This window comes from Streptomyces sp. NBC_00271 (assembly GCF_036178845.1).
In the GTDB taxonomy this organism is placed as follows: Bacteria; Actinomycetota; Actinomycetes; order Streptomycetales; family Streptomycetaceae; genus Streptomyces.
On sequence record NZ_CP108070.1, the window covers coordinates 143477 to 169577 of the forward strand.

Annotated in this window: 22 protein-coding genes and 4 pseudogenes; 8 read left to right on the forward strand and 18 right to left on the reverse strand. The window is 69.5% G+C overall.

What is annotated here, in order from left to right; genetic code table 11:
- Window positions 1-196 precede the first annotated feature (196 nt).
- Window positions 197-424 (reverse strand): hypothetical protein, encoded by a 228-nt coding sequence (locus OG798_RS00775; RefSeq protein WP_328755853.1) that lies wholly within the window; start codon window positions 422-424, stop codon window positions 197-199.
- 109 nt (window positions 425-533) lie between these two features.
- Between OG798_RS00775 and OG798_RS00780 the strand changes: the two genes are divergently transcribed.
- Both OG798_RS00780 and OG798_RS00785 read left to right on the forward strand, forming a co-directional pair.
- Window positions 534-827 carry a hypothetical protein gene (locus OG798_RS00780; protein ID WP_328755854.1) on the forward strand — a complete coding sequence of 98 codons (294 nt, stop codon included), beginning with the start codon at window positions 534-536 and terminating at the stop codon, window positions 825-827.
- 281 nt (window positions 828-1108) lie between these two features.
- A complete protein-coding gene (locus OG798_RS00785; protein ID WP_328755855.1) occupies window positions 1109-1459 on the forward strand; it encodes a hypothetical protein in 351 nt (116 codons plus the stop codon).
- A gap of 12 nt (window positions 1460-1471) precedes the next feature.
- On the opposite strand, the gene OG798_RS00790 is transcribed toward OG798_RS00785, so the two are convergent.
- Both OG798_RS00790 and OG798_RS00795 read right to left on the reverse strand, forming a co-directional pair.
- A complete protein-coding gene (locus tag OG798_RS00790) occupies window positions 1472-1798 on the reverse strand; it encodes a hypothetical protein (RefSeq protein WP_435864134.1) in 327 nt (108 codons plus the stop codon).
- 291 nt (window positions 1799-2089) lie between these two features.
- Window positions 2090-2602 carry a DUF6584 family protein gene (locus OG798_RS00795; RefSeq protein WP_328755857.1) on the reverse strand — a complete coding sequence of 171 codons (513 nt, stop codon included), beginning with the start codon at window positions 2600-2602 and terminating at the stop codon, window positions 2090-2092.
- Window positions 2603-2904: 302 nt separating this feature from the next.
- Between OG798_RS00795 and OG798_RS00800 the strand changes: the two genes are divergently transcribed.
- Together OG798_RS00800 and OG798_RS00805 are read left to right on the forward strand one after the other, a co-directional pair.
- Entirely contained in the window at window positions 2905-3285 is a 381-nt protein-coding gene (locus tag OG798_RS00800) for a DUF2568 domain-containing protein (protein WP_328755859.1), read from the forward strand.
- Between the two features lie 66 nt (window positions 3286-3351).
- A pseudogene (locus tag OG798_RS00805) lies at window positions 3352-4238 on the forward strand (IS982 family transposase).
- Window positions 4239-4257: 19 nt separating this feature from the next.
- Here the strand turns inward: OG798_RS00805 and OG798_RS00810 are convergent.
- The 5 genes and pseudogenes from OG798_RS00810 to OG798_RS00830 all read right to left on the reverse strand — a co-directional run bounded on the left by OG798_RS00810 (window position 4258) and on the right by OG798_RS00830 (window position 10698).
- Complete coding sequence (locus OG798_RS00810) at window positions 4258-5145, reverse strand: aminoglycoside phosphotransferase family protein (protein ID WP_328755860.1); 888 nt, start codon at window positions 5143-5145, stop codon at window positions 4258-4260.
- Window positions 5146-5784: 639 nt separating this feature from the next.
- Window positions 5785-7491, reverse strand: coding sequence for an MFS transporter (locus OG798_RS00815; protein ID WP_095849821.1), 1707 nt, complete (start codon window positions 7489-7491; stop codon window positions 5785-5787).
- A gap of 87 nt (window positions 7492-7578) precedes the next feature.
- Window positions 7579-7992, reverse strand: coding sequence for a hypothetical protein (locus tag OG798_RS56340; protein ID WP_443053686.1), 414 nt, complete (start codon window positions 7990-7992; stop codon window positions 7579-7581).
- A gap of 301 nt (window positions 7993-8293) precedes the next feature.
- A pseudogene (locus OG798_RS00825) lies at window positions 8294-9495 on the reverse strand (RNA-guided endonuclease InsQ/TnpB family protein).
- A 363-nt stretch (window positions 9496-9858) separates the two neighbouring features.
- Window positions 9859-10698 (reverse strand): SDR family oxidoreductase, encoded by an 840-nt coding sequence (locus OG798_RS00830; RefSeq protein WP_328755861.1) that lies wholly within the window; start codon window positions 10696-10698, stop codon window positions 9859-9861.
- Between the two features lie 92 nt (window positions 10699-10790).
- Here OG798_RS00830 and OG798_RS00835 point away from each other — a divergent pair, with 92 nt between their 5' ends.
- Both OG798_RS00835 and OG798_RS00840 read left to right on the forward strand, forming a co-directional pair.
- Entirely contained in the window at window positions 10791-11219 is a 429-nt protein-coding gene (locus OG798_RS00835; protein WP_328755863.1) for a winged helix-turn-helix transcriptional regulator, read from the forward strand.
- Window positions 11220-11340: 121 nt separating this feature from the next.
- Window positions 11341-12240: a Ku protein gene (locus tag OG798_RS00840; RefSeq protein ID WP_328755865.1), complete on the forward strand. Its 900-nt coding sequence runs from the start codon at window positions 11341-11343 to the stop codon at window positions 12238-12240.
- On the opposite strand, the gene OG798_RS00845 is transcribed toward OG798_RS00840, so the two are convergent.
- The 3 genes from OG798_RS00845 to OG798_RS00855 are packed head-to-tail and all read right to left on the reverse strand — an operon-like array spanning window position 12189 to window position 13533.
- Entirely contained in the window at window positions 12189-12935 is a 747-nt protein-coding gene (locus OG798_RS00845; RefSeq protein WP_328755866.1) for a hypothetical protein, read from the reverse strand. The genes OG798_RS00840 and OG798_RS00845 overlap by 52 nt on opposite strands.
- A 2-nt stretch (window positions 12936-12937) precedes the next feature.
- Window positions 12938-13120: a hypothetical protein gene (locus OG798_RS00850; protein ID WP_328755867.1), complete on the reverse strand. Its 183-nt coding sequence runs from the start codon at window positions 13118-13120 to the stop codon at window positions 12938-12940.
- A gap of 23 nt (window positions 13121-13143) precedes the next feature.
- Entirely contained in the window at window positions 13144-13533 is a 390-nt protein-coding gene (locus OG798_RS00855; protein ID WP_328755869.1) for a hypothetical protein, read from the reverse strand.
- 393 nt (window positions 13534-13926) lie between these two features.
- Between OG798_RS00855 and OG798_RS00860 the strand changes: the two genes are divergently transcribed.
- On the forward strand, window positions 13927-14649 hold the full coding sequence (locus tag OG798_RS00860) for a VOC family protein (RefSeq protein WP_328755870.1): 723 nt from the start codon (window positions 13927-13929) through the stop codon (window positions 14647-14649).
- 684 nt (window positions 14650-15333) lie between these two features.
- On the opposite strand, the gene OG798_RS00865 is transcribed toward OG798_RS00860, so the two are convergent.
- The gene (locus OG798_RS00865; protein ID WP_328755872.1) at window positions 15334-15705 is read right to left on the reverse strand and encodes a hypothetical protein; all 372 of its coding nucleotides are present in this window, start codon (window positions 15703-15705) and stop codon (window positions 15334-15336) included.
- 262 nt (window positions 15706-15967) lie between these two features.
- On the opposite strand from OG798_RS00865, the gene OG798_RS00870 reads away from it, so the two are divergent.
- On the forward strand, window positions 15968-16663 hold the full coding sequence (locus OG798_RS00870) for a TetR/AcrR family transcriptional regulator (protein WP_328755874.1): 696 nt from the start codon (window positions 15968-15970) through the stop codon (window positions 16661-16663).
- A 454-nt stretch (window positions 16664-17117) separates the two neighbouring features.
- On the opposite strand, the gene OG798_RS00875 is transcribed toward OG798_RS00870, so the two are convergent.
- The 6 genes and pseudogenes from OG798_RS00875 to OG798_RS00900 all read right to left on the reverse strand — a co-directional run bounded on the left by OG798_RS00875 (window position 17118) and on the right by OG798_RS00900 (window position 25868).
- Window positions 17118-17690: a TerD family protein gene (locus OG798_RS00875; RefSeq protein ID WP_328759959.1), complete on the reverse strand. Its 573-nt coding sequence runs from the start codon at window positions 17688-17690 to the stop codon at window positions 17118-17120.
- A 27-nt stretch (window positions 17691-17717) separates the two neighbouring features.
- Window positions 17718-18425: pseudogene (locus OG798_RS00880) on the reverse strand (Crp/Fnr family transcriptional regulator); the annotation flags it as partial.
- Window positions 18426-20171: 1746 nt separating this feature from the next.
- Window positions 20172-21602: pseudogene (locus OG798_RS00885) on the reverse strand (SAV_2336 N-terminal domain-related protein); the annotation flags it as partial.
- Window positions 21602-22654, reverse strand: coding sequence for an AAA family ATPase (locus OG798_RS00890; RefSeq protein WP_328755875.1), 1053 nt, complete (start codon window positions 22652-22654; stop codon window positions 21602-21604). The pseudogene OG798_RS00885 and the gene OG798_RS00890, both read right to left, overlap by 1 nt.
- Window positions 22651-24624: a VMAP-C domain-containing protein gene (locus tag OG798_RS00895; RefSeq protein ID WP_095849827.1), complete on the reverse strand. Its 1974-nt coding sequence runs from the start codon at window positions 24622-24624 to the stop codon at window positions 22651-22653. Before OG798_RS00895 ends, OG798_RS00890 begins: the two co-directional genes overlap by 4 nt.
- A complete protein-coding gene (locus OG798_RS00900) occupies window positions 24621-25868 on the reverse strand; it encodes a hypothetical protein (protein WP_328755876.1) in 1248 nt (415 codons plus the stop codon). Before OG798_RS00900 ends, OG798_RS00895 begins: the two co-directional genes overlap by 4 nt.
- Between the last annotated feature and the right edge of the window lie 233 nt (window positions 25869-26101).

A 26101-nucleotide genomic window follows, 5' to 3' on the forward strand; every position in this document is an offset into this window, starting at 1 on the left:
TGTCGCCGGGAGCCGCCGATACCTAGTGGTCGCCGGACATCTGCGCAGTTCAGCGATGGTCTCGGTCGTTGAGACACGTGAGGCACGTCCTCATGCGGTCCGAGGCAAACCGTGGGCGAGGCCCGGGGCTATAGTCTGCGGCGAGAAGCGGGAGCGCGAGAGATCGCGTCGGGAGTGGGGGACTCATGACCTTCGGCTACGGACGGGCCGCGGCCACCGCCGCACTGGCACTCACAGCCTGTTCGGGCCTGGCGGCCTGCAACGACGGTTCCGGCTCGGCAGCGAGTGCGAGCGCCGCGGCTACGGCTGCCCGCAGTGCGTCGGGATCCGCAACGTCCTCGGCCTCGCCCACACCGACGGACTCGCAGACAGTGACGGCATCCGTCAGCCCGACCGCGGTGGCGAGCACCTCTCCGGCCCCCACCGCCAAAGCGATAGCCGGCGCCTCCCGGCCGACGGCAACGCCGAGCGCCGCCGCTGCAGTCTCTGCCGCGTGTAAGAACCTGGCGGTCCACGCCGACGTGAAGTCTGCAGTGACCCGAACCTGGGAGCACGCCAAGGGGGCCAGCCACATCCAGCCGAAGCCCGGCAACTTCTACTACGGCAGCTGCGGCACCACGCTATATGCAGCCGTGCGCTTCGAAGCTGGTGCCGGCGCGACAGGCGACGACCGGGTCCAACTCCAGGACGAGGGCTCGGGCCTGCAGTTCTTCCGGTTCACCCCCAGCAACGGGTGGTGGTTCGTCGGCTCCGACGCTTATCCGGCCACCGATGGCTGCTCGCGGTTCGCGCCCGTCGCCCTGGCACGCCAGTGGAACTGCTCCTGAGCGGAGCCTCACCCGGCGGCCGAGCAGTGCGGCCCTGGCGGGGGTGCAGTTCTTCTTGACGGAGTCAGCCCAGGCGATCGCAACCTCGGGATGTTTGAGGCGGAGCCGGGGCTCTGGTCCCACTTGTGTGGTGCGCTCACACCCGGTGGCGACCGAGATTGAGTCAGGGGTCTGACAAGGGCTTGTTGATGCCCCTCCTTGGACCTCTCTTACGGATCACTGACAGAGAGATCTCAGGACCTGCTGGTGGCGACGGAACTGTTGCCTGCGACGATGCGCCTGTGAGCTACGACCTTGCTGTGTGGGACGGCGACCGTCCATTCGACAACCGTGCTGCGAGCTCGATGTATGACGAGCTCTACGAGCGCTATCTGGAGTCGGACGATGTCGTCGTGCCTCCGGCGCCGCGCATCGTGGCGTACGTGGAAGCTCTCGTCGCGCGATACCCGGACGACGTCGACCACAGTGTCGTGGGGGCGTCGCCCCCGGTCATCGATGAGGCATCGGGTCCGATCGTGTACCTGCTCATGTCCTACAGCAAAGGTGAGGAAGTATCCGAATACGCCGCTGCACTGGCCCGCGAGCACGGCCTCTTCTGCTTCGATCCGCAGGGAGAGTGCCTCCGGCCGTGAGCTGCCTGCTCTTCAGCGGGCGAACCAAAGGAAGATGCCCGCGATGAGGAGACCGGCGCGGTAGACCGTGGCGGTCTTCTCGTAGCGAGTGGCCAGGCCGCGCCATTGTTTGAGGCGGTTGATACAACTTTCGACGGTATTGCGCTGCTTGTAGGCATCACGGTCGAATCTGGGCGGGCGCCCGCCGCCGCGACCCTTGCGCTTGCGGTTGGCGATCTGGTCGGCAGGCTGCGGGATCACAGCTCGCACTCCACTCAGGATGAGCTTCTTCTTGTCGGCCCGAGTGAACTCGTCGGCCTCCTCGCCCCGGCCCCGCCGCAGACCGACGGCGCCCTGCACCCAGCCGTCCAGGTGTCCGGCGACCGGCCGGTCCGGCTCTCCTCCCGTCGGACGACCTCGCTGTCGATTTCCCTACGGAGCGATCATTCGCAATTCCTCATGGGCAGCCGAGTCGTCGTCGGGCGGCCAATCAACGGAAGCCACAAGCGGCAGAACCTTGAGAGCCACACCCGACGCCCCTGGATGGGCCAGCCATACGAAGGGCCCGCACGGTCCCGCAGACAACGCAGGGAACCTTGACGGGTCTCACCGATTCTTGACCGGCGCGCCAGAAGGTCTCCGCCGGCTGGGTCAGTTGAAGAGGGCGATGAGCCCGTTCACCCAGATCGCCAGCATCCCAAGGAGCACCACCAGGCATCCGACCCCCGCCAGGGAGCCGGTGAACGACCTTTTCCCGGAGCCCGGCTCGTCGTCCTGAGCCGAGGACACCGTGTCCCAGTCGATGGGGCGCCCCAGGGCGTCGGAGCAGGCCGTCCTTACCGCCGCCAGTTGCTTCACGGCAAAGGCGGAACGGGCCAGCGACTCGGGTCCGCTCCACGCAAGTGCCCCCATGCGCTGTTGGGGCGTCTGGTATCTCGCCTGGAAAGCGGAGGTCTCGTCGGCCTTTTGGTCCTCTTCGAGGTACATCCAGCGACCCGCTTCCGCAGGCTCGTCGTACAGCCGGTACACCTCAGCCAAGCGCCGGCGAAGCGGCAGGTCGTTGGGGAAGGACGAAACCAGTCCGCGCAGACGCTGGCGTGCCATGGGCACCCGGCCGGCGGCCAAGTCTGCGTCGACTCGGGCGAGGGTGTCTATCAGTGGCATGAGCTCATGATCGACTGGCGCAGCACAAGGTGTCGACCTGTTTTCGCCGCTCACGCCTTGCTGTTCTGCTGCTGCGCTGATCAAAGTTCGATGAGATCGGTCGAGGTTCAGTGAGACGGGGCAACACGCGAGGCGACAGGCACGAGACTCGCTGTCCGCTGTCATCCAACCGAGGCGTTTGACAGCGAACCCGGTCGTTTCGGCTTCCTTGCCAGCAAACCTAGACGAGCAAGTCCGATGTCTGGTCTTCCCGTTCGCCGGTCTGTGATCATGGAGGGGCTGCGACGGAGGGAATTGCGCGTATGTCGTTCGGGTATGGCTTTCGCCCGTTGGCTCTTGGTGTGAGGTTCGTGTTTGAGCTGGTGGCACTGGTGTGCTTCGGGCTCTGGGCATGGGCTGCCGCGCCTGCTTCCCTGCGGTACGTCTCCGTTGTAGCCGTTCCGCTGGCCGTGGCTGTGCTGTGGGGAGTGTTTGCCACCCCAGACGATGCATCCCGGTCCGGGGGGACGGTGATTGCGACACCTGGACCGCTGCGGTTCCTGCTGGAGCTGACTGTGTTCTTCGGCGGTGCGGCGGCGTTGTACGCGGCGGGATCCCGCACTCTCGCCGTGATCCTTGCCGGTGCGCTGGTCGTGTACCACCTGCTGTCGTGGGACCGGGTTCTGTGGCTGCTCAGGCATTGAGTCCGCCCCGGGGGTATCAGAGGGCGGTGCGTCCGGGAACGTGAACGGGGTGTCCATGATCGTTGTGTGACGAACGATCTGGACACCCTGCTGACGGCGCTGTACGCGAAGATCGATGACGAGCTGGAGGTGGAGCGATGGATGGGCTGTCCACCGCAGTTGAGCGATGCCGAGCTGGTCACGCTCGCCGTGGCCCAGGCGCTGCTCGGCTTCCACTCCGAGGCCCGGTGGCTGCGGTACGCCCGCAAGCACCTCACCGCGATGTTCCCGTACCTGCCGCAGCAGTCCGGGTACAACAAACGTCTCAAGGCCGCGTTGCCTTTGGTCAAGTACGAATGCTCGCGGTGGACACGGACTTCTGGTTTGACAACCACTGGATCGTGGACTCGACACCCGTGGAGTGCGGGCGTTCGCGTCCGACGGTGAAGCGGTCGGAGATGGCCGGCTGGGCCGGATACGGGTACTGCGCCTCGCACTCGCGGTTCTTCTGGGGGCTTCGCCTGTACCTGGTCTGCACCCCGACCGGGATGCCCATCGTTTGGGCGCTCGCGAACCCGAAGCTGGACGAACGCGAGGTGCTCCAGGCCATGCTCGACGTCGAGGAAGACCTGGTGGCAGACCGGCCCGGCCTGCTGCTGATCGCGGACAAGGGCTTCGCCTCCAAGGAGTTCGAGATCGACCTGGCCATGCGCGGGATCGATCTACTGCGGCCCTCGTTCAAACGGGAGAAGAAGCGCAAAGGCGAGTCCCTCCTCAAGTCGGTGCGCCAGCTGATCGAGTCCGTAAACGACACACTCAAGGGCCAGTTGGACCTGGAACAACACGGCGGCCGCACCTTCGAGGGCGTCACCGTCCGCGTCGCCCAGCGCGTCCTCGCCATGGCCGCCGCGATCTGGCGCAACCACAAGACCGGGCAGCCAGTCCTTCGATCCCTGACCGCATTCGATCACTGAACACATCGGACTTATTCGTCTAGTCGGACTCCAAAATGCGGTCGAGTGTCCGGCGCCCCATTCTGCTCATCGTCGGATTGCTCTCGACGTAGTACCAGACAACACCCATGGCCTGTTCGAACGCCCATGCCTTGCCGCGCTCCCACTCCAGATCGTCACAGGCCAGTGTCTGCCGGAGCACTTCCCGCGGGCCTGGCTGCAACAGGTGCCAGGCACTGACCAGATCCAGCGCGGGGTCGGCCGGGCCGAAGCCGCCGGTGTCGAGTACGCCGCTGAGCCGGTCTCCCGCGACCAGTACGTTGCCGGGAATCAGGTCACCATGGCTCATCACGTCGGCAGCCGTGCGTGGCAACTCCCGGAGGTGCCTCCACACTTGGCGCAGCCGGGGCACGTCGAGCAGCCCCTTGCTCTCCTCGAAGCACTTCGCCATCCAGTCGTCGTGGTGAGCGAGAACGCCGCCACGGTTCTCGCCGCTGAAACGCCGCCCCCGCGTCTCGGCGTCCCGCAGGGCTGCGATGAAGGCCGCAAGGTCCTCGGCGAAAGCGTCCGACCCACTCGGGTCGGCATCGAAGGCGACCGTTCCCGGCAGCCATGTCTGGATCGACCACGGCATGGGGTAACCCGCTCCAGGCTTTCCCAGGGCGACGGGTTCCGGAACGGGGAACCGAGACACCTGTGCCAGCTCCGCGCTCGCCTGGGCTTCCCGTTCCAGAACCGCCTGCGCCTCCGCGGCATCGGTCAGACGCAGCGGGAAACGCGCGGAGAGGTCGTCCCCGATGCGGAAGATGGAGTGGACCGTCCCGGTCGACGACAGGAGTTGGATCGCCTTGCCGCTCCACTGAGGGAACTGTTCTTGGATCAAGGTCGCAACGATGTCGGTGGTCACGTCCACTTGGTCATCGTGCATGGTCAATCTCGCAGGCCCTTCCACTAATCCAGTTCGAAACGACGGAAGCAGTCCAGATCAACTGAGACGACAGCCAGTATTCAGACGCCAGGTTCCAGATCAACTGAGATTTTTTCGGCCACCCAGGTGTCTCAACCGTTCTGGTCGCCCCAGGTCACAGCCGCGGCTTCGGACCAGATCACTGAGACGGAACATGAGAGGCACCCACCGAGAGCGATCGTTTGCCATCGAACCTAGTCGCTCAAGGTCAGGGCATCGCAACCGACTAACTTCGCTGTCAAAGGACACTCGCGGTCTGTCTCAACGGACCCTGGCCGCGGCGGCCGAGCACCTCAGCGCCGACCACTACGACGACCGCTTCGCCTACAGCGTCGAGCTGATCCTCACCGGCCGCTCCGGCAGCACGTGACCGCGGCTCAGGTGCCTCTGCCGGACGGTGCGACGCGGATCGCCCGGTACAAAGGCGGTCTCGGTGGGGGGTTCGGGCAGCGGGGGAAGCAGGCCGGGGCCGGCACCCTGTTGTTCACCACCGGCGCCGGTTCGAGGGGCCGTCCACCCGGGGTGCGGGGCTTCGCTGCCCCGATGCACGCGACCGCGGAGACGGCCGGCCCGTTCACGGCCGGCCGGCTCCGCGTCCGGTCACTCCTCGGCGGCGGCGAGGGCGGCCAGTTCGCGGTCGACCGCCAGCTGGTGCGCCTCGGCGTCCTCACGCGCCTTCTTCGGGCTCCAGCGACCTGCCATCACGAAGACGAAGGGCAGGAAGAGCACCTGGCCGCCGACGCAGATCCACCACCAGTTGCGCCACTCGCCGGGCCCGTCCTTCGACGCCTTCTGGACCTCGGGGCCGTACTCCTGCAGCAGCTTCAGCTGCGGCGCCGCCTTCTGCACGACACCCAGGTCCTCCGCACCGACCTCCTTGACGGCGCGGGCGCCCAGCGCGGGCGGCACCGTGGTCGGGGTGTACTTGTTCAGCTCGGCGAAGAGCTGAGGGTGCGCGTTGACGATGGCCAGCGCGGGCGCAGCCTGCACCGAGGCGGCCTTGACCTCGGCGCCGTGCTCCACGAGCGGGGTCACGGAAGTCACCAGCACCGGGATGAAGGCCGCGGAGACGGCGACCACGATGCGCACCGTCCAGCCCCACACCGCCAGGCCCGCCGCGGTTGCCGCCGGGTTGTGCTTCTCCACGGTCTCGGTGAAGCTCGCCATCCAGGGCGCGTAGGCGATGCCGCTGAAGACGCCGATGCCTATGAACAGCCAGGCGAAGGTGTAGTAGTCGGTCGTCAGGTGGGTGGCGCGGGTGGCGAAGATCGCGGTCACCACGACGGAGCCGACCGCGCCGACGATCATGAAGGGCTTGCGTACCTTCAGCCGGTCCGAGAGCAGGCCGACCAGGACCAGGGCGATGGCGTTCGCCCCCCAGTACCAGTTGGCCAGCGCGTTGGTGCGCTGCTCGCTGTAGCCGAAGGTGGTCGCGAAGTAGACGACGAAGTTGCCGACCGCCGCGTAGTACAGCAGCAGGAACACGGCGATGGCGAAGGCCGAGCCCAGCACGTCCAGGCGCATCATCTGCCGCCACTCGCCGCGGCGCACCGCCTCGGTGTCCAGTCCCTTGGCGCGTGCCTCGACCAGTGCCCGGTCCCGCAGCGACACCATGGTCTGGTCGCGCAGCGCCGGGGACAGCTCGCGCAGCGCGAAGATCGCGACGACGAAGACGACGAACCCGGCGATTGCCGAATAGCGCAGCTCGTCCTGCCAGGTGGCGCTGTCGAGGGTGTTGCTGGTGACGGTGGTGACCACCAGGGAGCCGATGACCGGGCCCATCGTCCAGTACCCCATCGCGGTGGCCCGGCCGAGCTGTGGGGAGAAGTCCCTGATCAGGGCTGGGGTGGCGACCAGCACGATGCCCTCGACGAAGCTGACGAGCGCGAAGAGCACCAGATAGGCGGTCTTGTTCGCCGCGTTCGGCAGCCCGAAGAAGACCAGCAGCGCGGCGATCAGCAGTCCGTAGACCACCAGATTCGCCCGGCCCCAGCGGTCCGCAAGACCGGCCACGAGCGAGGCGAAGGCCCCGATCGCGTTGCCGATCACCGAGACCCAGACGAAGTAGCGGTACGTCATGTCGAAGTGCGTGATGATCGACGTCGCCACCGCGTACTGGATGTACAGCATGTAGTACAGGACGACGGTGGTGATGACCACAATCGCGAGATACGCCATACGGCGACCGGTGGGCGGGTAGTCCGCCAGGTCGCGGCGGTACAGCCGGGCCAGCGGGCCGCGGGCGTCCACGGCGGGCCCATCGGGCGTGGGTCTGCCGGCGTCGAACGCCGTCGGAGTGGCGGACATACGGTTCCTCCTGGGATACGGAAACCGGGTGTTGGTGTCGGGGCGACGGGAGCGCGCTGCGCCCGGCTCCGAGAGCGTGGCCAGAGGCTAGTACCGACTAGTCGGTACGCCTAGGGTCTGCGCAAGGTTATTCACCCCGTTCCTCACCCGGCCGCCGACGGACCCCAGCGAAGCCGTCCAGAGCGACGAGCAGATCCGCAGCCGCACCATGACCCTGCTCATCGCCGGCCACGACACCACCGCCGGCGCTCCGGCCCGGGCCCTGCACCAGCTCGAACGTGACGGGCACCATCCATGGGACGTCAGTCCCGCCAGCCAGGGCGACCGTTCCTTCGCCTTCTCGGTGCGCTCCGACCGGTTGTGCTCGACGGGCCTGCCCAGCACCGTCGCCCGCCGCGCCTCAGCCGGGCTCTTGCCCGCGTCCAGGCGCTCGCGCCCGATCCGGTCGGCGTCCGGGTGCCGGCCTTCCCCCAGCGGCAGTTCGGCCTGCCGCTCGGTCACCACGTCCCCGGCCGCGAGACCGACTGCGGCCAGCCCCCGGCCCGTCCAGAAGCCGACTTTTGCAGCCGTGCGCCCGACGTTCCGCGCCGGTCGTCGCCCTCCACCGTCGGCGGCATGGGCCCGGCGGCCCCCGGCCAGTGAACCCCACCTGCGTTTCGCTGCTGCGCTACGGACGGTGCGCTTCGCACCGCCGGCCAGCCGCGTAGAAGCGGGCCGGTGTTCCGCATCCTCGACTGACCGCGCGCGGTCGCATCGGGTGGACGTTGAATCCTCCCCCTCGTAAGCGAGGGGGATTCCTAGCTCACGCTGCCTGCCGCCCCGGCGGGGTGTCAGGTCTTCTACGATCAGCACTAGCCGGGTTGAGACCAGCCCGGACGAGCATCACGCGGGCGGAGTTCTTGTCCCTGGGGGATGAGATTCCGCACGCGGTGCAGGTGTAGGTGCGTTCCGACAGTGGCAGTGCGTGCTTGGCTCTCGCTCCGCAGTGCGCGCAGTCCATGGTGGTGTGCGCGGGGCGCACGAGCCGGAGGTCCCGATCGTGCTTACGCGCCATGTTGATCAGCTCCGCCTTGGTGGCGGAGATCGCCGCGTCGGCCGCCTTGCGGGCCATGGTGGACTTGGCGAGAAACTTCGGGCGGAAGTCTTCGACGGCGATGGTGTCATGATCGCGGACGACCTGCTTGGCCCATTTTCGGCCGGTGTCCTGGCGCTGCCGGGCGACCTTCTTGTACAGCTTCGCCGTCAGCTTCTTCGCTGTCCGGTAGCCCTTGGAGGCGGCCTGCCCGGCCTTGGGCTTACGGCGGGCCATCATCCGCTGATACCCGGTGAGTTTCGCGGCGGCCTTCCGCCCGTGCTCGACGTGAGGAAGGTCGTGGGTGTCGCTGGTGGTGGTCGCGGTCTGCTTCACCCCCCAGTCGATACCCAGCACGTTGCCGGTCTCCGGCAGCGGCTGGACCTCGGCTGCCACGACGAACGAGGCGTACCAGTGGCCGAGGCTGTCGCGGTGGACACGCACGGACGACGGGTCGCCAGGAAGGTCGCGCGACCACACCACCGTCACGCCGATGCCGCCCGCGAGGTGCAGGCGCCCGTCCTTGAGCCGGAAACCGTTGCGGTTGTAGTTCAGGCTCGGGTCGGCCAGGGACTTCTTCTTGTACTTCGGCATCCCCGCCCGCTGCCGCATCGGCAGCCGGTCCTTGATGTCCTTCAACGCCCTGGCACGGGACTTGCCGAAGTCCCGGATGATCTGCTGCTGCGGAACACTGCTGCCCTCACGCAGCCACGCATTGCGGGTGCGGGCCTCGGTCAGCATCTTGTCCAGCCGCGCCGGACCGCCTTCTCCTCGTCCCGGCGGGCCTTCTTGGACCGGGCGCAGCATTCGTTCCAGATCCACCGGCACCGGTCCCACTCGCCCAGCAGCGCCGTGAGCGCGGTGGATGACACCCGAAGCCGGTAGGTGTACCGGGCGTGCCCGGCCTCCCCGACTTCCAATGGTGCCGTCATGGTGTGCCAGCGTAGCGACCATGGACGACGGGATACGCATAACTGCCAGGATCCCCACCGCACTTCATGCCCGCCGGACTGCCCACGCCAAGCGCGAGCGGCGGTCACTCAACGCCGATCTCATCTACCCCCTGGAAGGCGTCCTCGGCACTTCCGCAGTGGACGCCGAATCGCCCGGCGGCGACTCGGCTACCCCTGCCCCGCTACGCGGGAAGCCGGATTCCTCCCCGGCCTAAAGGCCAGGGCATCCTCCGGTTATCCGGTGAACGTCGTTCTGGCTGGTGGCGGGAGGTGGCGCTGCGGGGTCGCCCCGTGCGGCCGTAGTCGCACGAAGCTGCCCGGGCGCTTCAGCTGAGTTGTGCCTCAGCGGAAAGCGGCGATGCTACGGGCGACCCAGTTGCTGAAGGGGCTCGGGGCGCGGCCGAGGACTCGTTCCACGTCCGAACTGATCCGTAGTTCGGCGGGGTTCGGGGCGGCGATGATGTCCAGGGTGTCGTCGGCGAGTTCCGGCGGCACGAACTGGGTCATTGCGGCCTTGGCCTCCTCGCGGGTGAGTTCGTGGAACCGCACTGGCGAGCCGAGCGCGGCGGCGACGGCTTCCGTCTGCTGACGCGGCGTGATCACCTCGGGCCCGGTCAGCTCGAAGACTCCGCCGGTGTGCCGGTCGTCCAGCAGACAGGCCGCCGCGACCTCGGCGATGTCCGCCGGGTCGACGATCGGAACCCCGACGTCGCCGAAGGGTGCGGCGACCATCCCTTGCGTGCGGACGGACTCCGCCCAGGCCAAGGCGTTGGAGGCGAAGCCGCCCGGTCGCAGGACGGCCCAGTCCAGGCCGGACTCTCTCAACGCGTCCTCCACCGCGCGCATCGCGATCCGCGACGGGCCGAGCGGCCTGGTCGCCACGCCCTGCGAAGACAGCAGGACGACCCGGCCGACCCCGCTGGCCGCGGCCAGGTCGATGATGTCGGTCGGCCTGGCTTCGGGGGCGTGCAGGTCGCCGGACAGCAGGAGGAACAGCGCCTTCGCCCCGTCCAACGCGGGAGTGAGACCCTGCGGCTCGGCCAAGTCAGCCGGCACGTGCCGGACCCCGTCCGGCACCGCCGCCGCGTGCCGCGACACCGCTGTCACCTGCTCGCCCGCTTCGGCCAAGGCCTGCGTCAAAGGCCGGCCCACATTCCCGGTAGCCCCGGTCACCACGATCATGTTCAGCTCCTAGTCCGTTGTGCACTGCGGCAATTGACGCTAGGAGTCGGGCTTACTTTCCGTAAGAACATACCCAGAGGTAAGCTCCGGACATGGGGGAAGGCGCGCAGCTGACGCAGGCCGAGGCGGGCAATCGGTATGAGGTGTTTCACACCGACTGCCCTGCGCGCGACGTGGTCGACCACGTGACCAGCAGGTGGGGTATCTGGGTGCTGATCTCCTTACGGAGCAACGACCTTCGGTTTTACGAGCTGCGTGACAGCATCCAGGGCATCAGCGAGAAGATGCTCGCTCAGACACTGCGCGCACTGGTCCAGGACGGCCTGGTCTGGCGGGAGGTCGAGCCGACGACGCCGCCCCAAGTCACCTACGGGCTGACCGAGTTCGGTCAGGACGTCGGCGAGCCGCTGACGGACTTGTTCGACCGGATCACACAGCGACTGCCACCCAGCGGAACGTCCGCCGCGGAGCGGCTGAGCGCAACAGGTCGAGCGAAGCAGCTGACCACCCCAGATCCTTAACAACTTCACCATCTCTACGACGGACACTGATCGTGACGGCAGAAAGGTTCATGCGTACTCCCAGCACGGAGCCAATCTGAGATCCCACAGCTGGTAGTGCTCCGGGCCCCGGAGGTGTGCCATGCCCGCGAGCATCTTCAACGGCGCTATCTCATTCGGGCTCGTCAGCGTCCCGATCACGGTCCTGAGCGCGACCGAAGACCATGCCGCGCGCTTCCGCCAGATCCACACCGCCGACCACGGCCTGGTGCGCAACCACCACTGGTGCGAGGCGGAGGACCGCGAGGTCACATTCGCAGAGATCGGGCGCGGCTGTGAACTGCCGGACGGCCGGGTCGTCCCGGTCACGGACGAAGAGCTGCGGGCCCTGCCGCTGCCCAAGGCGCGTGCCATCGAGCTGATCGCGTTCGTCCCGGCCGCTGTGGTCCCCCCTCCGGTCACCCTGGGCGAAGACGAGATCGACGAGGCCATGGCGCTGATCGAGGCCATGACCCGCGACGACCTCACCGGCCCCGAGTTCACCGACCGGTACACCGAAGTCCTGCACGCGGTGATCGAGGCCAAGCAGGCAGACCGCCCGCCGCCGGAGGCCCCCGAGCCGACGGCCCTGCCGGGACAGCTGGTGGAACCTGATGGCCACGCTGCAGGAGTCGGTCCACAAGGCCCGGGCGGCGCGCGGCGAGACGGATGCGCCCAAGGTGCCGGCCAAGCCCGCGAAGAAGGCACCCTCCCGAAGGGCTTCCTCAAAGAACCCCGGGCGCACGGGAGGTCGGCCAGGTACGCCAGCGCGCTGGCCTGCTGTGGTCGGGGTCATGGGGTGTCCGCCACCGTAGTCGGGCCTGCGTGGGAGGTGGGGTGCGTCACGTGGGTGCCCGCCCCCGACGTGCGGGGGTGCGTCATGTGGATGCCGGACCCCCGACGTGCCGCGTGGGGCGGGCGGAGTCTGTCCGCCCGCCCCACACCTCGGCGTCAGTCGGTCCGGCGGTCGTTGAGTCCTTCGCGCACGACCCAGTACGGGTAGCCGAACCGCTCACCGAGAGCGACGAACCTGCCGTACGTCTCCCCGTCGGCCGGCACCGGCACGAAGTAGGCCTTCACCGCGCGCAGGAAGAGCCGGTAGCCGAGGTCGGCGCACGCCTCGGTGACCACCCGCTCCAGCGCGGGGACCAGGCCGGTCACCGGAACCCCGTACGGGGGCTGCTCCGAGGCGAGGCGCAATGGCTCCGCGACCGTGTGGATCACCTGGATCACCGCCCGCCGCAGCTCCTCGTCGACCACTGGCTGTGGTGGCGGAGGCGCGAACGCCGGATCGTCCTGGTGCACGCGGGCCAGCCACGCCTCCTCGATCCGCCGCAGCCAGGTACGGGCCGTCATGCCGTGCTCGTGCGGGTCGAGGATGCCGTGGGTGGCGGCGAGCCACACCGTACGGATCGTCTCGTCCGGCAGCGGTGAGCGCAGCAGTCGCTGCACGTCCTGGCCCAGTTGGGCGGCCTTGGAGCGGTCGAACTGGTCGACCGATGAGTCCGCCAGCATGAGCCACACCGTGACGGGGCCGGGGTCCACGGCACGGGACGGGAAGTGCTCCCTGTAGAACTCTTCCAGCACCTCCCATCGAGAGGCCAGCCAGGTCAGCCCGAGGTCCGTCACGTAGATGTCTTCGATGAATTCGGCCTCGACGAAATCGTCCTCGACATCGCTCTCATGCTCGTGGGCCACGGTCACCCTTCCAGATAGGAGGTGTACACGACCCATTTGCCAAGAGGGTGCGCGCGGTTGCCCTTGCCGATGTATTTCAGATGGACGATGACCCACTTGGAGGTCACCGCGCTCTTTTCGGCGGTAGTTCCGTCCTTGACCCACTTGTAGCCTATCGGTCCGCCCCTGGTTTCGACGTCCCTCACCTCCCAGCGGATCTTCTTGAGATTCAGCAGCTTCCCCTTGGCCTTTCTCTGCGCCTGCTCGTTCTGCCATTTGACGAGCTGTTGCAGGTGGTCCGGATCGTGTTCGAGCCACTGGGTGACGGCCTTGTCGACGGCCTCTCGGGCGATGTCGAGACTGGCCCAGCGCGTGGCGATGCCCCGGTTCTCGGGTCGAGGGCCTTCGCCTCCATGACGTCGTCGTCCGGGGTCCCGTGGTCGCCGATGGTGTGCGCCCCTTCGACATCCTCGTCGACGACGAGGTCCTGGCAGTTGTGGACGAGGAGGTTCTGCGGGTGGGCACCTTCGGTGCTGACGTAGAACGTGTGGATACCGTCGACCGTCAGGTCGTAGACCTCGCGGGATGCCAGACCGGCCCGGTCCTCGACGGCCATCACGGTCCGGAAGGTGCTCCCGCGTCCGGCCGCCCTCATCCACCGGCCGCCCGGCGCGGCTCTCCGCCGTGCGCAGTTCCCCCGCCCGTCGGCGGTGAACCGGGGAGCACAGACGAAGAAGAAGCGCGCCGCAGCGACCGAGTAAAGGACGGCGGGTGCTGCATCGCGGAAGCAACGCGCTGCGGCCTGTGACGTGTTCAGCAGGACCAGTTGACCTCGGATGTCGGCCCCTCAGAACACTGCGCCCCTGCCCGCCTCGACCTGGATCTGACCGCCTGCGCCGCCGTGCCCGCGCCGGAAACTCGGATGCGGGTGCCGCACGGCCGCCCCTAGGCTGCGCCCGCGCGGAGGGCGAGTCGCCGTGTCGACCGTCGATGGATCGGAGATGCACGGGGTATGACCAGTCAACTGTTCGCGATCTGCTTCAACGCGACCCGGCCGTCGGGCCTGGCGCGCTTCTGGTCCGGGGTCCTGGGCTGGGAGTTGGCCGACGGTCCGGACGACGGCGTCGCGATCCTGCCCCCTGATGCCGACGGGTTCCGCATCCGTTTCCTGCCGAGCCAGGAGCCGAAGACCGGCCAGAACCGGGCACACTTCGACCTGACGAGCACCTCCCCGGAGGACCAGCAGCAGACGGTGGCCAGGGCACTGGAACTCGGCGGGACACACATCGACGTGGGCCAACTCCCGGAAGAAGGACATGTGGTGCTCGCCGATCCGGACGGCAACGAGTTCTGCGTGATCGAGGCGGGCAACAAGTTCCTCGCCGACACCGGTGTCATCGGAGCGCTGGCCTGCGACGGTACGCAGGAGGTCGGCTACTTCTGGAGCAAGGCGCTGCGGTGGCCGCTGGTCTGGGACCAGGACCAGGAGACCGCGATCCAATCGCCGGACGGCGGTACGAAGATCACCTGGGGTGGTCCTCCGGTGGCGCCGAAGACAGGCACGAACAGGCTGTACTTGGAGCTGGCGCTCCCCGCCGACGCCGACGGGGAGGCGGAGGTCGAGCGCCTGATCTCGCTCGGTGCGACGCGCACCGGCATCGGCGCGGGCGACGGCGTCCGGGTGCTGATGCTCGACCCCGACGGCAACGAGTTCTCCGTACAAAGGCCCCGGTAGCGGGGCCGGGCACGGTCGCTGAGCAGTTCGGCGGCCGCGCTGAGGGCCTGGTGGAGATCGACGTGTGGTCCGCGGCAAGACCGACGGGACCGGTTCGGTCACCGCGGGCGCGTGGCGCGCCCGCGCCTCGACGTGCCCGGAGTCCGTCGGCACCGCACGATGGCGAGCCGATCACCGCGAACGATCCGGCCGGCCGCGCGAGCAGTCCTGCTGACCGCTTCGGCGTCCGGGGCTCCCCCGGCTCGCTGCAACCGGAGCAAGGAACTGCCGGCCATGCGTACGGCTGCACGTCGTCGGCAGACTCATCGGGCACGTCTGTGACCACTGCGGCCCCGGATCCGGCCCGGCCGGTCGATCGCCCTGGGGTGGTGTTCTGGGCGTTCGCGTCGGGTGACTGTCCCGGCGTGGAGTGGACCTGCCCGGTCCGGCGGGGTGTCACGGCGTGTGGGGAAGCGATCGGCAAGAAAGGCGGTCGACGGGGTTCATGTGTCGGTGCGGGCCTGGCCGTGGTCGGCGTGGCGGGCGCTGAGGGCCAGAGTGCCTTCGCCTTGCGTGTGGCGTTCGTCTCCATGCGGGCGCGGACCGCCGTGGGGCGCGCGATCCGGGATCCTGGCCGGCCGGGGTGCGGCCGTGTTGCTGTGTGGGCAGGCGCCGGCGTTCCGGAGTGGGGCGGCTCGGGCCGCGTCAGCTGTGGTTCAGGGACCACATGACCTGGTCCTCGTACCAGCGGGCGGCGCTGACACCGTGCCACGAGGCCGCTTCGTCGACCTGGTCCTGGTACCAGCGGGCGGCGCTGACGCCGCGCCACGAGACCGCTTCGCCCTCGTGGTCCGCAGTCCGTACGTAGCGCACGGTGTCCTGCCCACGGTGGTCGTCGTCCGTGTGGCGGCCGGCTTGCTCGCTGCTGGTCGCGGAGGTGGCGGACACGTACTGCGTGTGCTGCACGGGCACCGAAGCCGTGGCTGCCGACGCCGAGCCGCCGGCTCCGAGAAGGGCTCCGCCGGCCAGTGCCGTGGAGGCGAGTGCCATCGAGACGCGCTTGGTCATGCTGTTCATGGTCATTTCCCTTGCGAGACTGCCGCGGTTCCGCCGAACTGGCGGCCGCCGCTTCTGTGTGAACCGAGATCCGGAAATCCCGGGTCAGTCGGCTTGCCGCAAGGTCATCCGGAGGGGTGCCTCACGTTCGGCTCTGCCACCGTACCCGAGGGGTGCCTCATGTTTGCAGTGAGGCTCATCACAGCACGTCAGAAGGGCAAGATTGCGATCGGAAACATGACAACACCCGAATTCGAGGGGGGCCTCATGTTACGCTCGAGTCATGAGCCACCAGCACGCCCCGTCCGCGAGGGAGACACCGGCGAAACCCCTGCGCCGTGACGCACAGCGCAACAGGGACGCGATCATGGCCGCCGCCCGCGCGGCCTTCTCCGAGCAGGGCCTCGGGGCGTCCCTGGAGGGCGTCGCCCGCGAGGCCGGCGTCGCGATCGGCACGCTCTACCGCCACTTCCCCACCCGGCTCGACCTGGTCGAAACACTCTTCAACGCGAAGTACACGGAACTGCTCACCACCGCGGAAGAAGCCGCGGCCATGGACGACGCCTGGGAGGGGTTCTGCCGCTACCTGGAGAAACTCTGCCAGCTGCAGGCCTGCGACCGCGCCTTCAACGACCTGGTCTCGGCACGGCTGCCCCTTCACGTGGCCGGCCGCGAGATGTACGAACGCGCCAAGGAACTCTGCATCCAGATCATGCGCAACGCCCAGGAACAGGGCGTCCTGCGCGGCGACGTCACCGCGCAGGACATCGCCTTCGTGATCTGGTCCCAGGCCGGGATCATCCGGGCCACACGCACCATCGCCCCCCAGGCCTGGCGCCGCCACCTCCACCTGATGCTCGACGCCTTCCGCACCGAGGGCGCCCACGAACTGCCCGAACCTCCTCTGACCAGCCAGCAGGTCGACCAGACCCTCGTCACTCTCGAGTGCACCGAAGAGGACTGCCGCGAGCAGTCCTGACCACACGAGGGACAGCGCTCCGGGCGGCAGGGGGTCGTCCGACCGCCGTCCTCCGGCCGCCCCGGCCCGTGCCGTCACACGCCGCCCACCTCACAGGGCATCCGCAGACGCCGGTGACTGAGGGCGCCTTCCCCGTTCATGGGATCAGCGACGCGATGGCCGCGGATGCGTCGGCCTGGGACCAAGTCGATCCGGGAGTCGGCGTAGGCACCGGTGGCTCACGTGAAGAGTTGTTCGTCTGCCACGACGTATCCGAAGCCGTGGAGCATGTGCGCGAGAGCACGCGGGCAGCAGTCGCTGGCGTTCAGCATCTCTCAGCATCGGAGAGACACGGCAAGTGGCGGGCAGCGGCGAAGGCCGCCCACGGCGACGCAGTCGGCCTGCTGCCTTGCTGACTGCGGAAGTCCGTCGGCAGCGGTCGTGGCCGCCCCCTCGGCTCCGGCGACCGGCGGCGTCAGCGTTCGCGCATCCTGCCCATCACTGCCGTGAAGGAAGCCGTGCCGCCGTCGAAAGCCTCGATGCCGCGGATACCGGCGCGGAAAGTCCATGAACCCGATTCGTCGCGCACGAACTCCGCGACCGTGACCGCCGTCGCCTCCAGGACGCCGCTGAAGTCGTCCTCGTCCAGGACCGTGTATCCCTCGCGGATGCGCAGGGCCGGGTTGAGCACGCCGGCGAAGGTGCGGTGCACGGGACGCTGCTGGATGACGACGCCGACCACCACGCGCGCATACCGGTCGGCGAGCCGGCCGAGCTCCAGGGTCATCACCTCATCCCATCCGAAGCCCGCGCCGTCGTTGCTGGTCCGGTTCAAGTGCATCGTGCTGTCCGGGGAGCGGCTGCCGAAGTGCACCGCGTACACCGGATCACCATACGGATCGCCCGCCGCGTAAGCCGCCGCGACGAGGTCCAGGTTGGTGGGCGGTTGTCCTGCGGGACTCGGGTCCCACTTGATGGTGACTTCGACCTTCTGGATTCCCTTCGAGAGACCGCTCCCGGCGCTCTCCCGACCCCGGGACGGGGACAGGGCGTTCACAGAACCACCAGGGCTGCCCCCCGGCCCGGCCAGGGCCCGCAGCTGATCAGGGCGGAGAACCTCGATGCGGCGCCGGCCGGTTGTCACGATGTTCCGCTCGCGCAGTTCTCTGAGCAGCCGCTGCGTCGTCTCCCTGCTCGCGCCTACGGACCCGGCCAGTTCCTGGGTCGTGAGGGGCAGGGCAAGCTCGATGCCTTCCTCCGTACGGCGTCCGTGTGTCCGCGCCAGGTCCAGCAGCAGCGAGGCGAAGCGCTCACGCACGGACATCGAGGCCAGCTCCAGACGGCGGCGGTCCGCCGCCTGTGCCCGGTCGGACGTGAGTCCGAGCAGGTGGTAGGACACGTCGGGATGCCGCTGCAGGAAGCCCATGAACAGCTCGCCCGGCACGGCCCTGGCCCTGACCGGTTCCAGCGCTGTGACCGTCGTGCTCCTGGGGCGTCCGGTGAGCACCGCTTCCTCACCCACCAGGTCGCCCGACCCGCGCAGGCTCAGCAGGGCCTCGTAGCCGGATGCGGTGGCAGCGGTCACCTTGGTCCAGCCCGAAAGGATGATCAGGATGTGGTTGCTCGGTTCGTGCTGACGGAGAAGCGGAGTACGGGCGTTGTAGGTGATTTCGCTGCCGAGGGCGAGCAGGTCGGCTCGATCCTGCTGTTCGAGCCGGGCCAGGAAAGGAATTCGGTCGTCAAGTCCGTCATCCCCCCACTGCGTGGTGCCGCGCCGTCCCACGGACTCCCCTTCGGGTTGCCGGTCCTGGGACGGCTGCTGGGGCGCCCTCCCCCGCGCGGCGTCGATCCGCCGGCCGGTCACCAGCGTCAGGCCGGCGTCCGTGACGCTCGTGACCACCCCGGCGATGTATCCGCGCTCGTCGAGCACGGGAGCCCCCGTCACCGTGCGGGTCGTCCAGGGCGCCGAGGACTGCGGCTTGAGGGTGTCGGGGGCGACCACCGTGGTGTCGAGGAAATCGCAGGCCGCCGGCGCGACGGACGGCTCCGGTGGCCGGCCCACCACGGTAAAGCGCTGCCCCGGGACCGGGTCGGTCCGGCTGAGAGCGGCGATGTCGCTCGAGACCTGCGGCCAGCGCACGTCCGTCACAGAGACGAGTGCCAGTCCGGTGACCTCGTCGACCCAGTCGATCCCCGCCTCGTACAGGGCGACCGCCGGGTCCCCCGCGCGGGAGACCCGCAGCCGGGACACCGGCTCGCCCAAGGGGCCGGCCGGTGCCGTGACAAGTGCAGGACCGAGCAGCACGCCCGAGCACAGCGGGCGGTCCTGGTCCCACAGGCACACGGCCGAGCTGCTGGGGGGTGGTCCCAATCGCTTGGTGGGCCACTGCGGCAACGTGAGTCCGAGTTGCCGGGCGGACTGGATCACGGCCGCCAGGTCGAGGCGGGACGCATGGTTGCCGAGCGCCCGCAGGAGCGAGGGCCGCCGGAGCGCGGTCGGGTGCACGGCCAGCATGTTCAGCGCCACGTCATGCGCGAAGTAGACCATCTCGTCACGGCCCAGGTGCGTTGCCAGCAAGGGAATGCCTCCCACGACAGGGGCGGTGGCGCGCTCAAGGGCCTGGAGCAGCTCGATGTCGCCGTCTGCCGGGCCTGACAGGTAGTCCCTGGCCGCATGCACCAGCACCCGGGCGGGCAACGGCGCCCGACAGCCCAGGGACCGCGCGCCCACGGCTGCGTCGACCAGGACCCGGACCATCTCATCGGCGTTCTCGTAGGCGTCGAGGAACGCCGGGCCGGCCGTCAGTCCTTCGAAACCACCGCCGTGCCCCGCCAGTTCCAGTACGGCGTCGAGAACGGGGTGGCCGGAGCCGGCCCAGGCGGAGCGCGCGCGCTCGACCTCGGCGGCGGTCAGGGCGTGCGGGACGTGGATCACCGTGGCCCCCTTCCAAGCGGGGTCCTGGTGCGTCCTCTCCCAGTGCTCCGGCCGCACGGTGGCGAGCACGAGCCGTGGCGCGCCCGTGGACCGAAGAAGTGTTTCGACGGCCGGGAATCGCTCCAGACCGTCGAGCCACAGCACGGTCTCGGGACCCACGCGCCACACGGCGTCCTGACCGCTCGTGCCGCCGTCCGGCGTGCACACCTGCCAGCCGGGGAGGAGGGCCCGGATCGCTTCCCAGGCGGAGCGTGTCTTGCCTGACAGCGCCCCGCCGACCAGGACGACACGCGCTCGGTCCCCGGAGGCGGCACGCCGCACGGCCGTACGCAGGCGGGCGTCGTGGTCCCGCTCCACGTAGTCCGGGAGGGGGCGGGCCCGGTCCGTGAAGACGACCGGGTGGACCCCCAGGGCCATCGCGTCGGTCTGCCCCACCGGGGTCACGTGCCGCGGAGCGCCGATGGACTCGGCGAACGGTACGGCGCCCGCCCCCACCGCCCGGCCGCGGCCCGCGCCGTTGGCCGGCTCGCCCGGTCCTACTCGCACCGCCGTGAAGTCGGTGCCGGGACCCGTCGCACGGCGTTCAAGATGACGGCCCATCCTGCGGCGCACCAGCTCCTGCACGGCCGTCACGTCATGGCGGAGCTGCGCCCCGAGCAGTGCCTCGCGCACTCCGGGCAGGAAGTCGAAGGCGAACACGGACATGTCGTCGGGCCGGTCGCCCGCCTGCTCCCAGGGGAGAAGCAGTCCGCCCAGCGCCACCTCGGCGAGATGTCCGTGCTCCGCGTGGGGCAGCATGACCCGGCGGACGAGGGTCATCACGGGCAGGGTGAGCGGCACCGCCGACAGGTAGCCGGCCAGTTCCAGAGCCAGGGGGGACGCGGTCTCGTGGAAGCGTCGCAGAGCGGCGGGGCCGGACAGGGCGGGAGCTGGTGCGGGTGGCTCTTCCACGGGTGCGTGGGCTCGGGGGACCGCCAGACAGGACGTCCGGTGCCAGCGCCCGCCTCCGGTGACGATCGAGGCGAGGGAACCCAGCCCCGGCGCAGTGGCTTCGACGACGGGAACAGCGATCGTCCCGGCCGGCTCCGGTGGCCATGGGCTGCCCTGCCGGGGCTCGGAGCGCCGCCGACGGGCGCGGGCCGGCAGCAGGCGCCAGGACGCGTTGGGGGCGGCCGGCTGACTCGCCTGCACCAGCATGCCGGTCGTCGGCAACGACGTGCTGCCCCACAGCCGGCGTGGCAGTACCTGCACCATGCAGAGCGGGCTGTGCACGGCCCAGTGGCGCAGCACGTCGTGCAGGGCACCGCTGCCCCAGCCGGGCGCCACTCCGTCCGTCAGGACCACGGTGAGCCGGTGCCCCGTCGGATCGGCGACCTCCTGGGGACTGCGGGCCTCACCGCCGCGTGCGGACGCGATCCGGGGAGGGGAGGTGCCGTCGGTGCCGCTGAGGAACCAGGTGCGTACGTCCCGGAAGACCCCGGCTCGCTGGACGGTTCTGGACAGCTCCGTGACCAGGTCGTGCCAGAGCAGCATCGAGTGGTGGGTGTCCACGACCAGGGCGAGGTCGATCCACCGGCTGCGGCGCGGGGTGAGGACCGGCACCGCCACGCGCTGTTCGACGCTGGCGGCCACGGTGCGTTCTTCGTCCAGCTCGGTGCCGGTCACCCCGGGAACGGTCCGCTTGGCCAGGGGGCGCAGGGCTCGCATGAGGGCGAGCGGGTCGGCGAGGTCCGGCGCGCGCCGCACCTGGACCGGCCTGCCTCGCGGTAGGTCACGGGGTCGGCCGCCAGGTGAGGCGGAGGCGTAGTGGCGTACCGTGCCGGCGGAAGGCGTGGGGGTGTCACTCGGCGGCGGGGAAGCCGTCGGCGTCCGCTCGCCGAGGGGCGGCGGCCGCTCGGGCTCCTCGTCCCCGCGTGGTCGGCGGTGGGCGCCCGTTCGGCTCGCGAGCCAGAGGATGTCAGCCAGTTCCTCTGGTCCGGCCTCGACTCCGGCTGCCAGCAGCGCCGCACGCAGTTCCGCCAGCATCACAAGGGTCCCTGACCGGTGGTGGGACCGGTGAGGCGTTGCAGGACCGCGTCGAGGAACTCCCCCTCGCCGGCGGTGTCGGGCCAGGCCCCGCGCAGCCGCAGCTGTACGGCGTTGAGGAGCTGGTCGGTGGCGAGATCGCCGTCGAGTCGCCGTTGCAGGAACTGCTCGACGAGCCCTCGCTGGCGGTCGGCCTCAGCGGTGTCCAGCCTCAGGCGCCGCCGGACGATCTGCACCAGTTTCTCCTCGCCGGGCTGTTCCATGTAGAGCCGGATGCAGCGGCGCAGGAACGGTGGCGGGAAATCCCGTTCCCCGTTGCTGGTGAGGACGATGACGGGGAACGACCGGCACCGTACGAGGCCCCGCCGTACGTGGACCCGAGCCTCGGGGTCGTCGTGCGTGCCGACCCGCACCTCGGGTTCCTGACCGGCGACCCGGGCCAGCTCGGGAATGTCGTAGGTGCCTTCTTCGAAGACGGTCAGCAGGTCACCGGGCAGGTCGATGTCGCTCTTGTCGATCTCGTCCACGAGCAGCACCCGGGGCTGCTCGCGAGGCAGCAGGGCGGTGCCCAGGGGGCCGAGGCGGAGGTAGGGCGCGATCGAGGGGCCCTCGCCGTCGGGGTCCGGGTTCTGCCCCCGCAGATGCCGCAGGTTGGCCTCGTGGAGCCGTCCGATGGCGTCGTACTGGTAGAGCCCGTCGCGCAGCGTGCTCCGGCTGGTGATGGGCCAGTGCAGCACGGGGCCGAGCCCCAGATCCGCGGCGATGCTGTAGGCGAGGGAGGACTTCCCCACTCCCGGTTTTCCGGTCACCAGCAGCGGACGGCGCAGATACAGAGCGGTGTTGACCGCGTTCGCCTCCGCCGTGTCCGGAACGTGGTCGGCTCCCCGCCGTAGGGTCTCCCTCCAGGCCGCGCTGTCGCGGTCCGGGAAGTCGTACCCGGGATCCGTCTCGCCGTCGAAGGTGCGCCAAGGAGGACACTCGGCCGCGAGCTTCGCCCGCCGGTCGTCACGGGCTCCAGGGCCTCGGTAGATCCACCAGTCCTCCGCCGTCATGACAATGCCCGCCTTTCGGGTACACGTTCAGGGTCGTCCCACATCAACGCAAGACGGGCGGCGGACGTACGTCCTGTCCGCGCGGTGGAAGCCGCGTTCGGGATCCTGGACTGCCACACCAGGAAGGGCAGCCGTCGGACGTTCAGTTCCTCCGGGTCCCACTGTTCGGCGAGGATCGCGGCGATGCGACCGGGTTCACCGCCGTCCCGGTGCCACACGGCGATCGGAACGCCGGCGTCGAGCACTGCTTCGATCGTCTCCGTCAGACGCGGCCCGGAGACGTCGGCCAGTACACAGACGGGGGACTCGGCGGCCTGGAGTATGGTGCCGAGTTCCACGGACACGCCCTCGTCCCGCAGTTCCCTCACCGCCTGCGGATCCGTTCCGCCATGAGCCTTCAGCCACTGCCACTTGCGAAGCCAGAGCGCCCCGGCCAGGCCGTCCCGCTCTTGCGGGCAACGCACCACGACCTCGAACGTCTGGCCGAGCTCGACGGGTTTGCGGCGCCTGCCGATGGGCAGCCGCCAGGATTCGAACGGCTCGGCCAGCAGACCGAGCGGTACATGGAACTCGATACGTCGCACGTCGCACGCGTGCGTCTCGTCCAGGAGACGGGCCAGCGCCCGCCGGGTCCCGGCCGGGTCCAGTGGCTGGTCCGACTCCCAGAGCGTCTCGAAACCCTCGTTGCGGTAGAGCCACATCCGCACCCAGTAGGCGCCATCCCGTTCTGTGTCCTCCTCGAACCGCACATGCAGGCCGACCTGCTCGGGGTCGGCTCGGGGAGGGACCGGGACCGGGGACATGCCCAGCCGCGTACGGGCCGACTCGATCCAGACGAGGACCTGCTGCGCCCACACGCTGTCCGTGCAGTGGGCGGCGAGATACCTCATGAACGGCAGCACCAGGGGCATGCCCGGTCGGCCCTGGCGTGCATCGAGGTCGTGCGTGATGCCCGCCAACTCGGCGGTCGGCAGGCCACGTCGGGCGGGATGGGCGCAGTCGGTGATCTCGAACGCCCAGCGGTAGGCGTCGTACGTGTGGGAGGGAAGGCGGGGCAGGTGGAGCAGCGGCGCCAATTCGTCCCACGCTCGCTGGTCGAGGCAGGCTGCGCTGTGTGTCGGCGTGCCGCCCGTCGGCCGGTCGTCCGTGTGCCGGCTGTCGCCGAGGAAGGTGGAGCCGGTCCAGTCCCGGTCGACGACGAACTGGGGCTGCTGCCACGCCAGTCCGCGGGAGCGCATCTCCAAGAGGTCGGCCTGCACGGTCCGGACGATCGGAACGAGCTCACGCACGCTCGTCTGCGGCGAGGTCTCCCGGAGCCGGCGGATGAGCGCGTCGGTGAACTGCCCGGCTCCGCTGTCCGGCAGATTCTGGGCGAGTTCGCCGACCCGGGAGGCGTACAGCGTGAACTGGAGCCGGTCAGGGTCCGGGGGACGGGCGCCGTACTCCGCCACCCCGAAGGAGAGCTTCCGGGCGAGACGGGCGTCCACTCGGCACGCGTCGCCGATCGCTATCTGCCGGCGGAAGCGGGCCGCCATGGGACCCGATCCCTTCCACCAGCGAAGCGCGGCCTCGAGATTGAGATGGGACGTCCAGTCCCGGGTGGCGTCGGCGTACGGCAGGAGCAGTTGGTGGGCGTGGTCCAGGTAGCCGTGTCCGGCCCAGTAGATCCACAGCAGGTCCCCGTCGCACGCGGGCAGTTCCTTGAACAGCAGACGCTCGACGTGATCGCGTGTCGGCGCCGGGCCGTCGGAGTCCGGCAGGCCCGCCGCGGTCCGGTCCAGGGGAGACACCAGGACATGGACCTGCTCCTCGGGCACGCCGCCGGCCGTCAGCCAGTCCGCGAAGCGCACGGCGTCCCGCGCCGCGCCGGGCAGATCCCACCTGTGGCTGATCGCGTAGGACTCGATGCCGACCACCAGGGCGAACATCCTGCGCGGATCGACTGGTTCCATGACATCGGCCGTGCTCACCGCGATGCCTCGATCTCCTTGACGATCCGGTCGTACACCGCGTCGAGTTTCCAGTAGGCGCTGTGGCTGAGCGGAAACGGTTGGCGGCTGCTCACCTCGTGGTCGGTCACCCGGGAGTCGTCGGTGAATACCGGTTCCGCCCGGTAGGCCAGCAGGTCCCTGCGGTCGTAGACGTTGAGCCAGCGCGGGAACCCCGGGGGCAGACCGGCCGACGGCGGCAGACCGGTGAGCGCGCCGAGTTCGTGCAGGAACGGTGCCTGAGAGCCCACGGTGACCAGCAACTGGGGCTGTGGCAGAGCCGTCTGTCCGATCGCGGCCAGTGCGCACGAGTCCACCAGTGCGATGCCCCCGAGACTGTGGCCGATGACGACTGTCGGCCCGTCCTGGGAGACGATCGTCTGCTCCAGGCGGTCGCGCAGCGGCCCGCCCCTGGCCTGGTAGCGCAGGATGTCGCCGAGTGCGGGGACCGCGCCGGTGGTCAGCGGCGTGCGCCAGCGGTCCAGCACGGGCTGTGTCGTCAGGCGCAGCGCCAGGGTGCCCAGCACGGCTCCGACCCGCTCGCCCGGGAACCGTCCCGTGCCGCCGAGACGGGCGGAGACGAGGTCGACGAGGCGGTCTCGTTCGTCCCCCGTGCAGACCACCTCGTCGCCGACGGCGGCCAGTGCATGCGCGACGACCGCTCGTGCCGTCGAGGTCACCAGTTCCCGCACGGCCGGCGCGTCCACGGCGGTATCGCAGGCGTCACCGAACTCCGGAGCGGACGCCACTGCTTGCGCTGCCGCGAGGACGTTCGCCATTCCTCCCGCCGCCTGCGCGATCCCGCTCGCGGGCGGGTCGGCGGACAAAGCCGCCGGTAAGGCCTCCAGGGCGCGGGCGACTTGGCGCCCCTCGGCGAGTACGCCGGGTGCCCCGATGTCGTCGTCCTGTAAGCCGCACTCGGCCAACACCCGCAGTTCGCAGAGCGGATCGACGAGCAGAAGCCCCCATACCGCGGCCTCCTCGTCCAAGGGGGTGGCGTCCGACGGGCCACGGGCCCGGCCCCTGCGGGGGATCGAGACGCCGCCCGCTCCGAGGGAAGCGCCGTGCGCGTCACCCCAGTAGACGGCGGACACCTCGGCCTGGGGAAGGCGCGACCCCAGGTTGTCGAGGACCAAGTCCGACAGACGCGCGAACCGCTCCCGGCGTACTCCGGTCCCGTGAACGAAGATGACGCGCAGCCGCTCACCGCTGGGCAGGTCCGCCACCCCCTCCCCCTTGGAGACCCACCCCGAAAGTGTGCACCAACTGTGCGTGGCCACGCAGGCACTCGATCAATGTGCCGCGTCCGCCCCGCCGTGCCCCGAGGCAGCGGCGTGAGCCGGCATCGTCGATGGGGGAACGTGTCTCGCCCCGGCTGCCTGGGGCCCCGCCGGCACACGCAGGCCTCCGTCCTTCGGCCCACGGGCCTTCGATCTCCGCTGCCGCGGCGGGAGTTCGG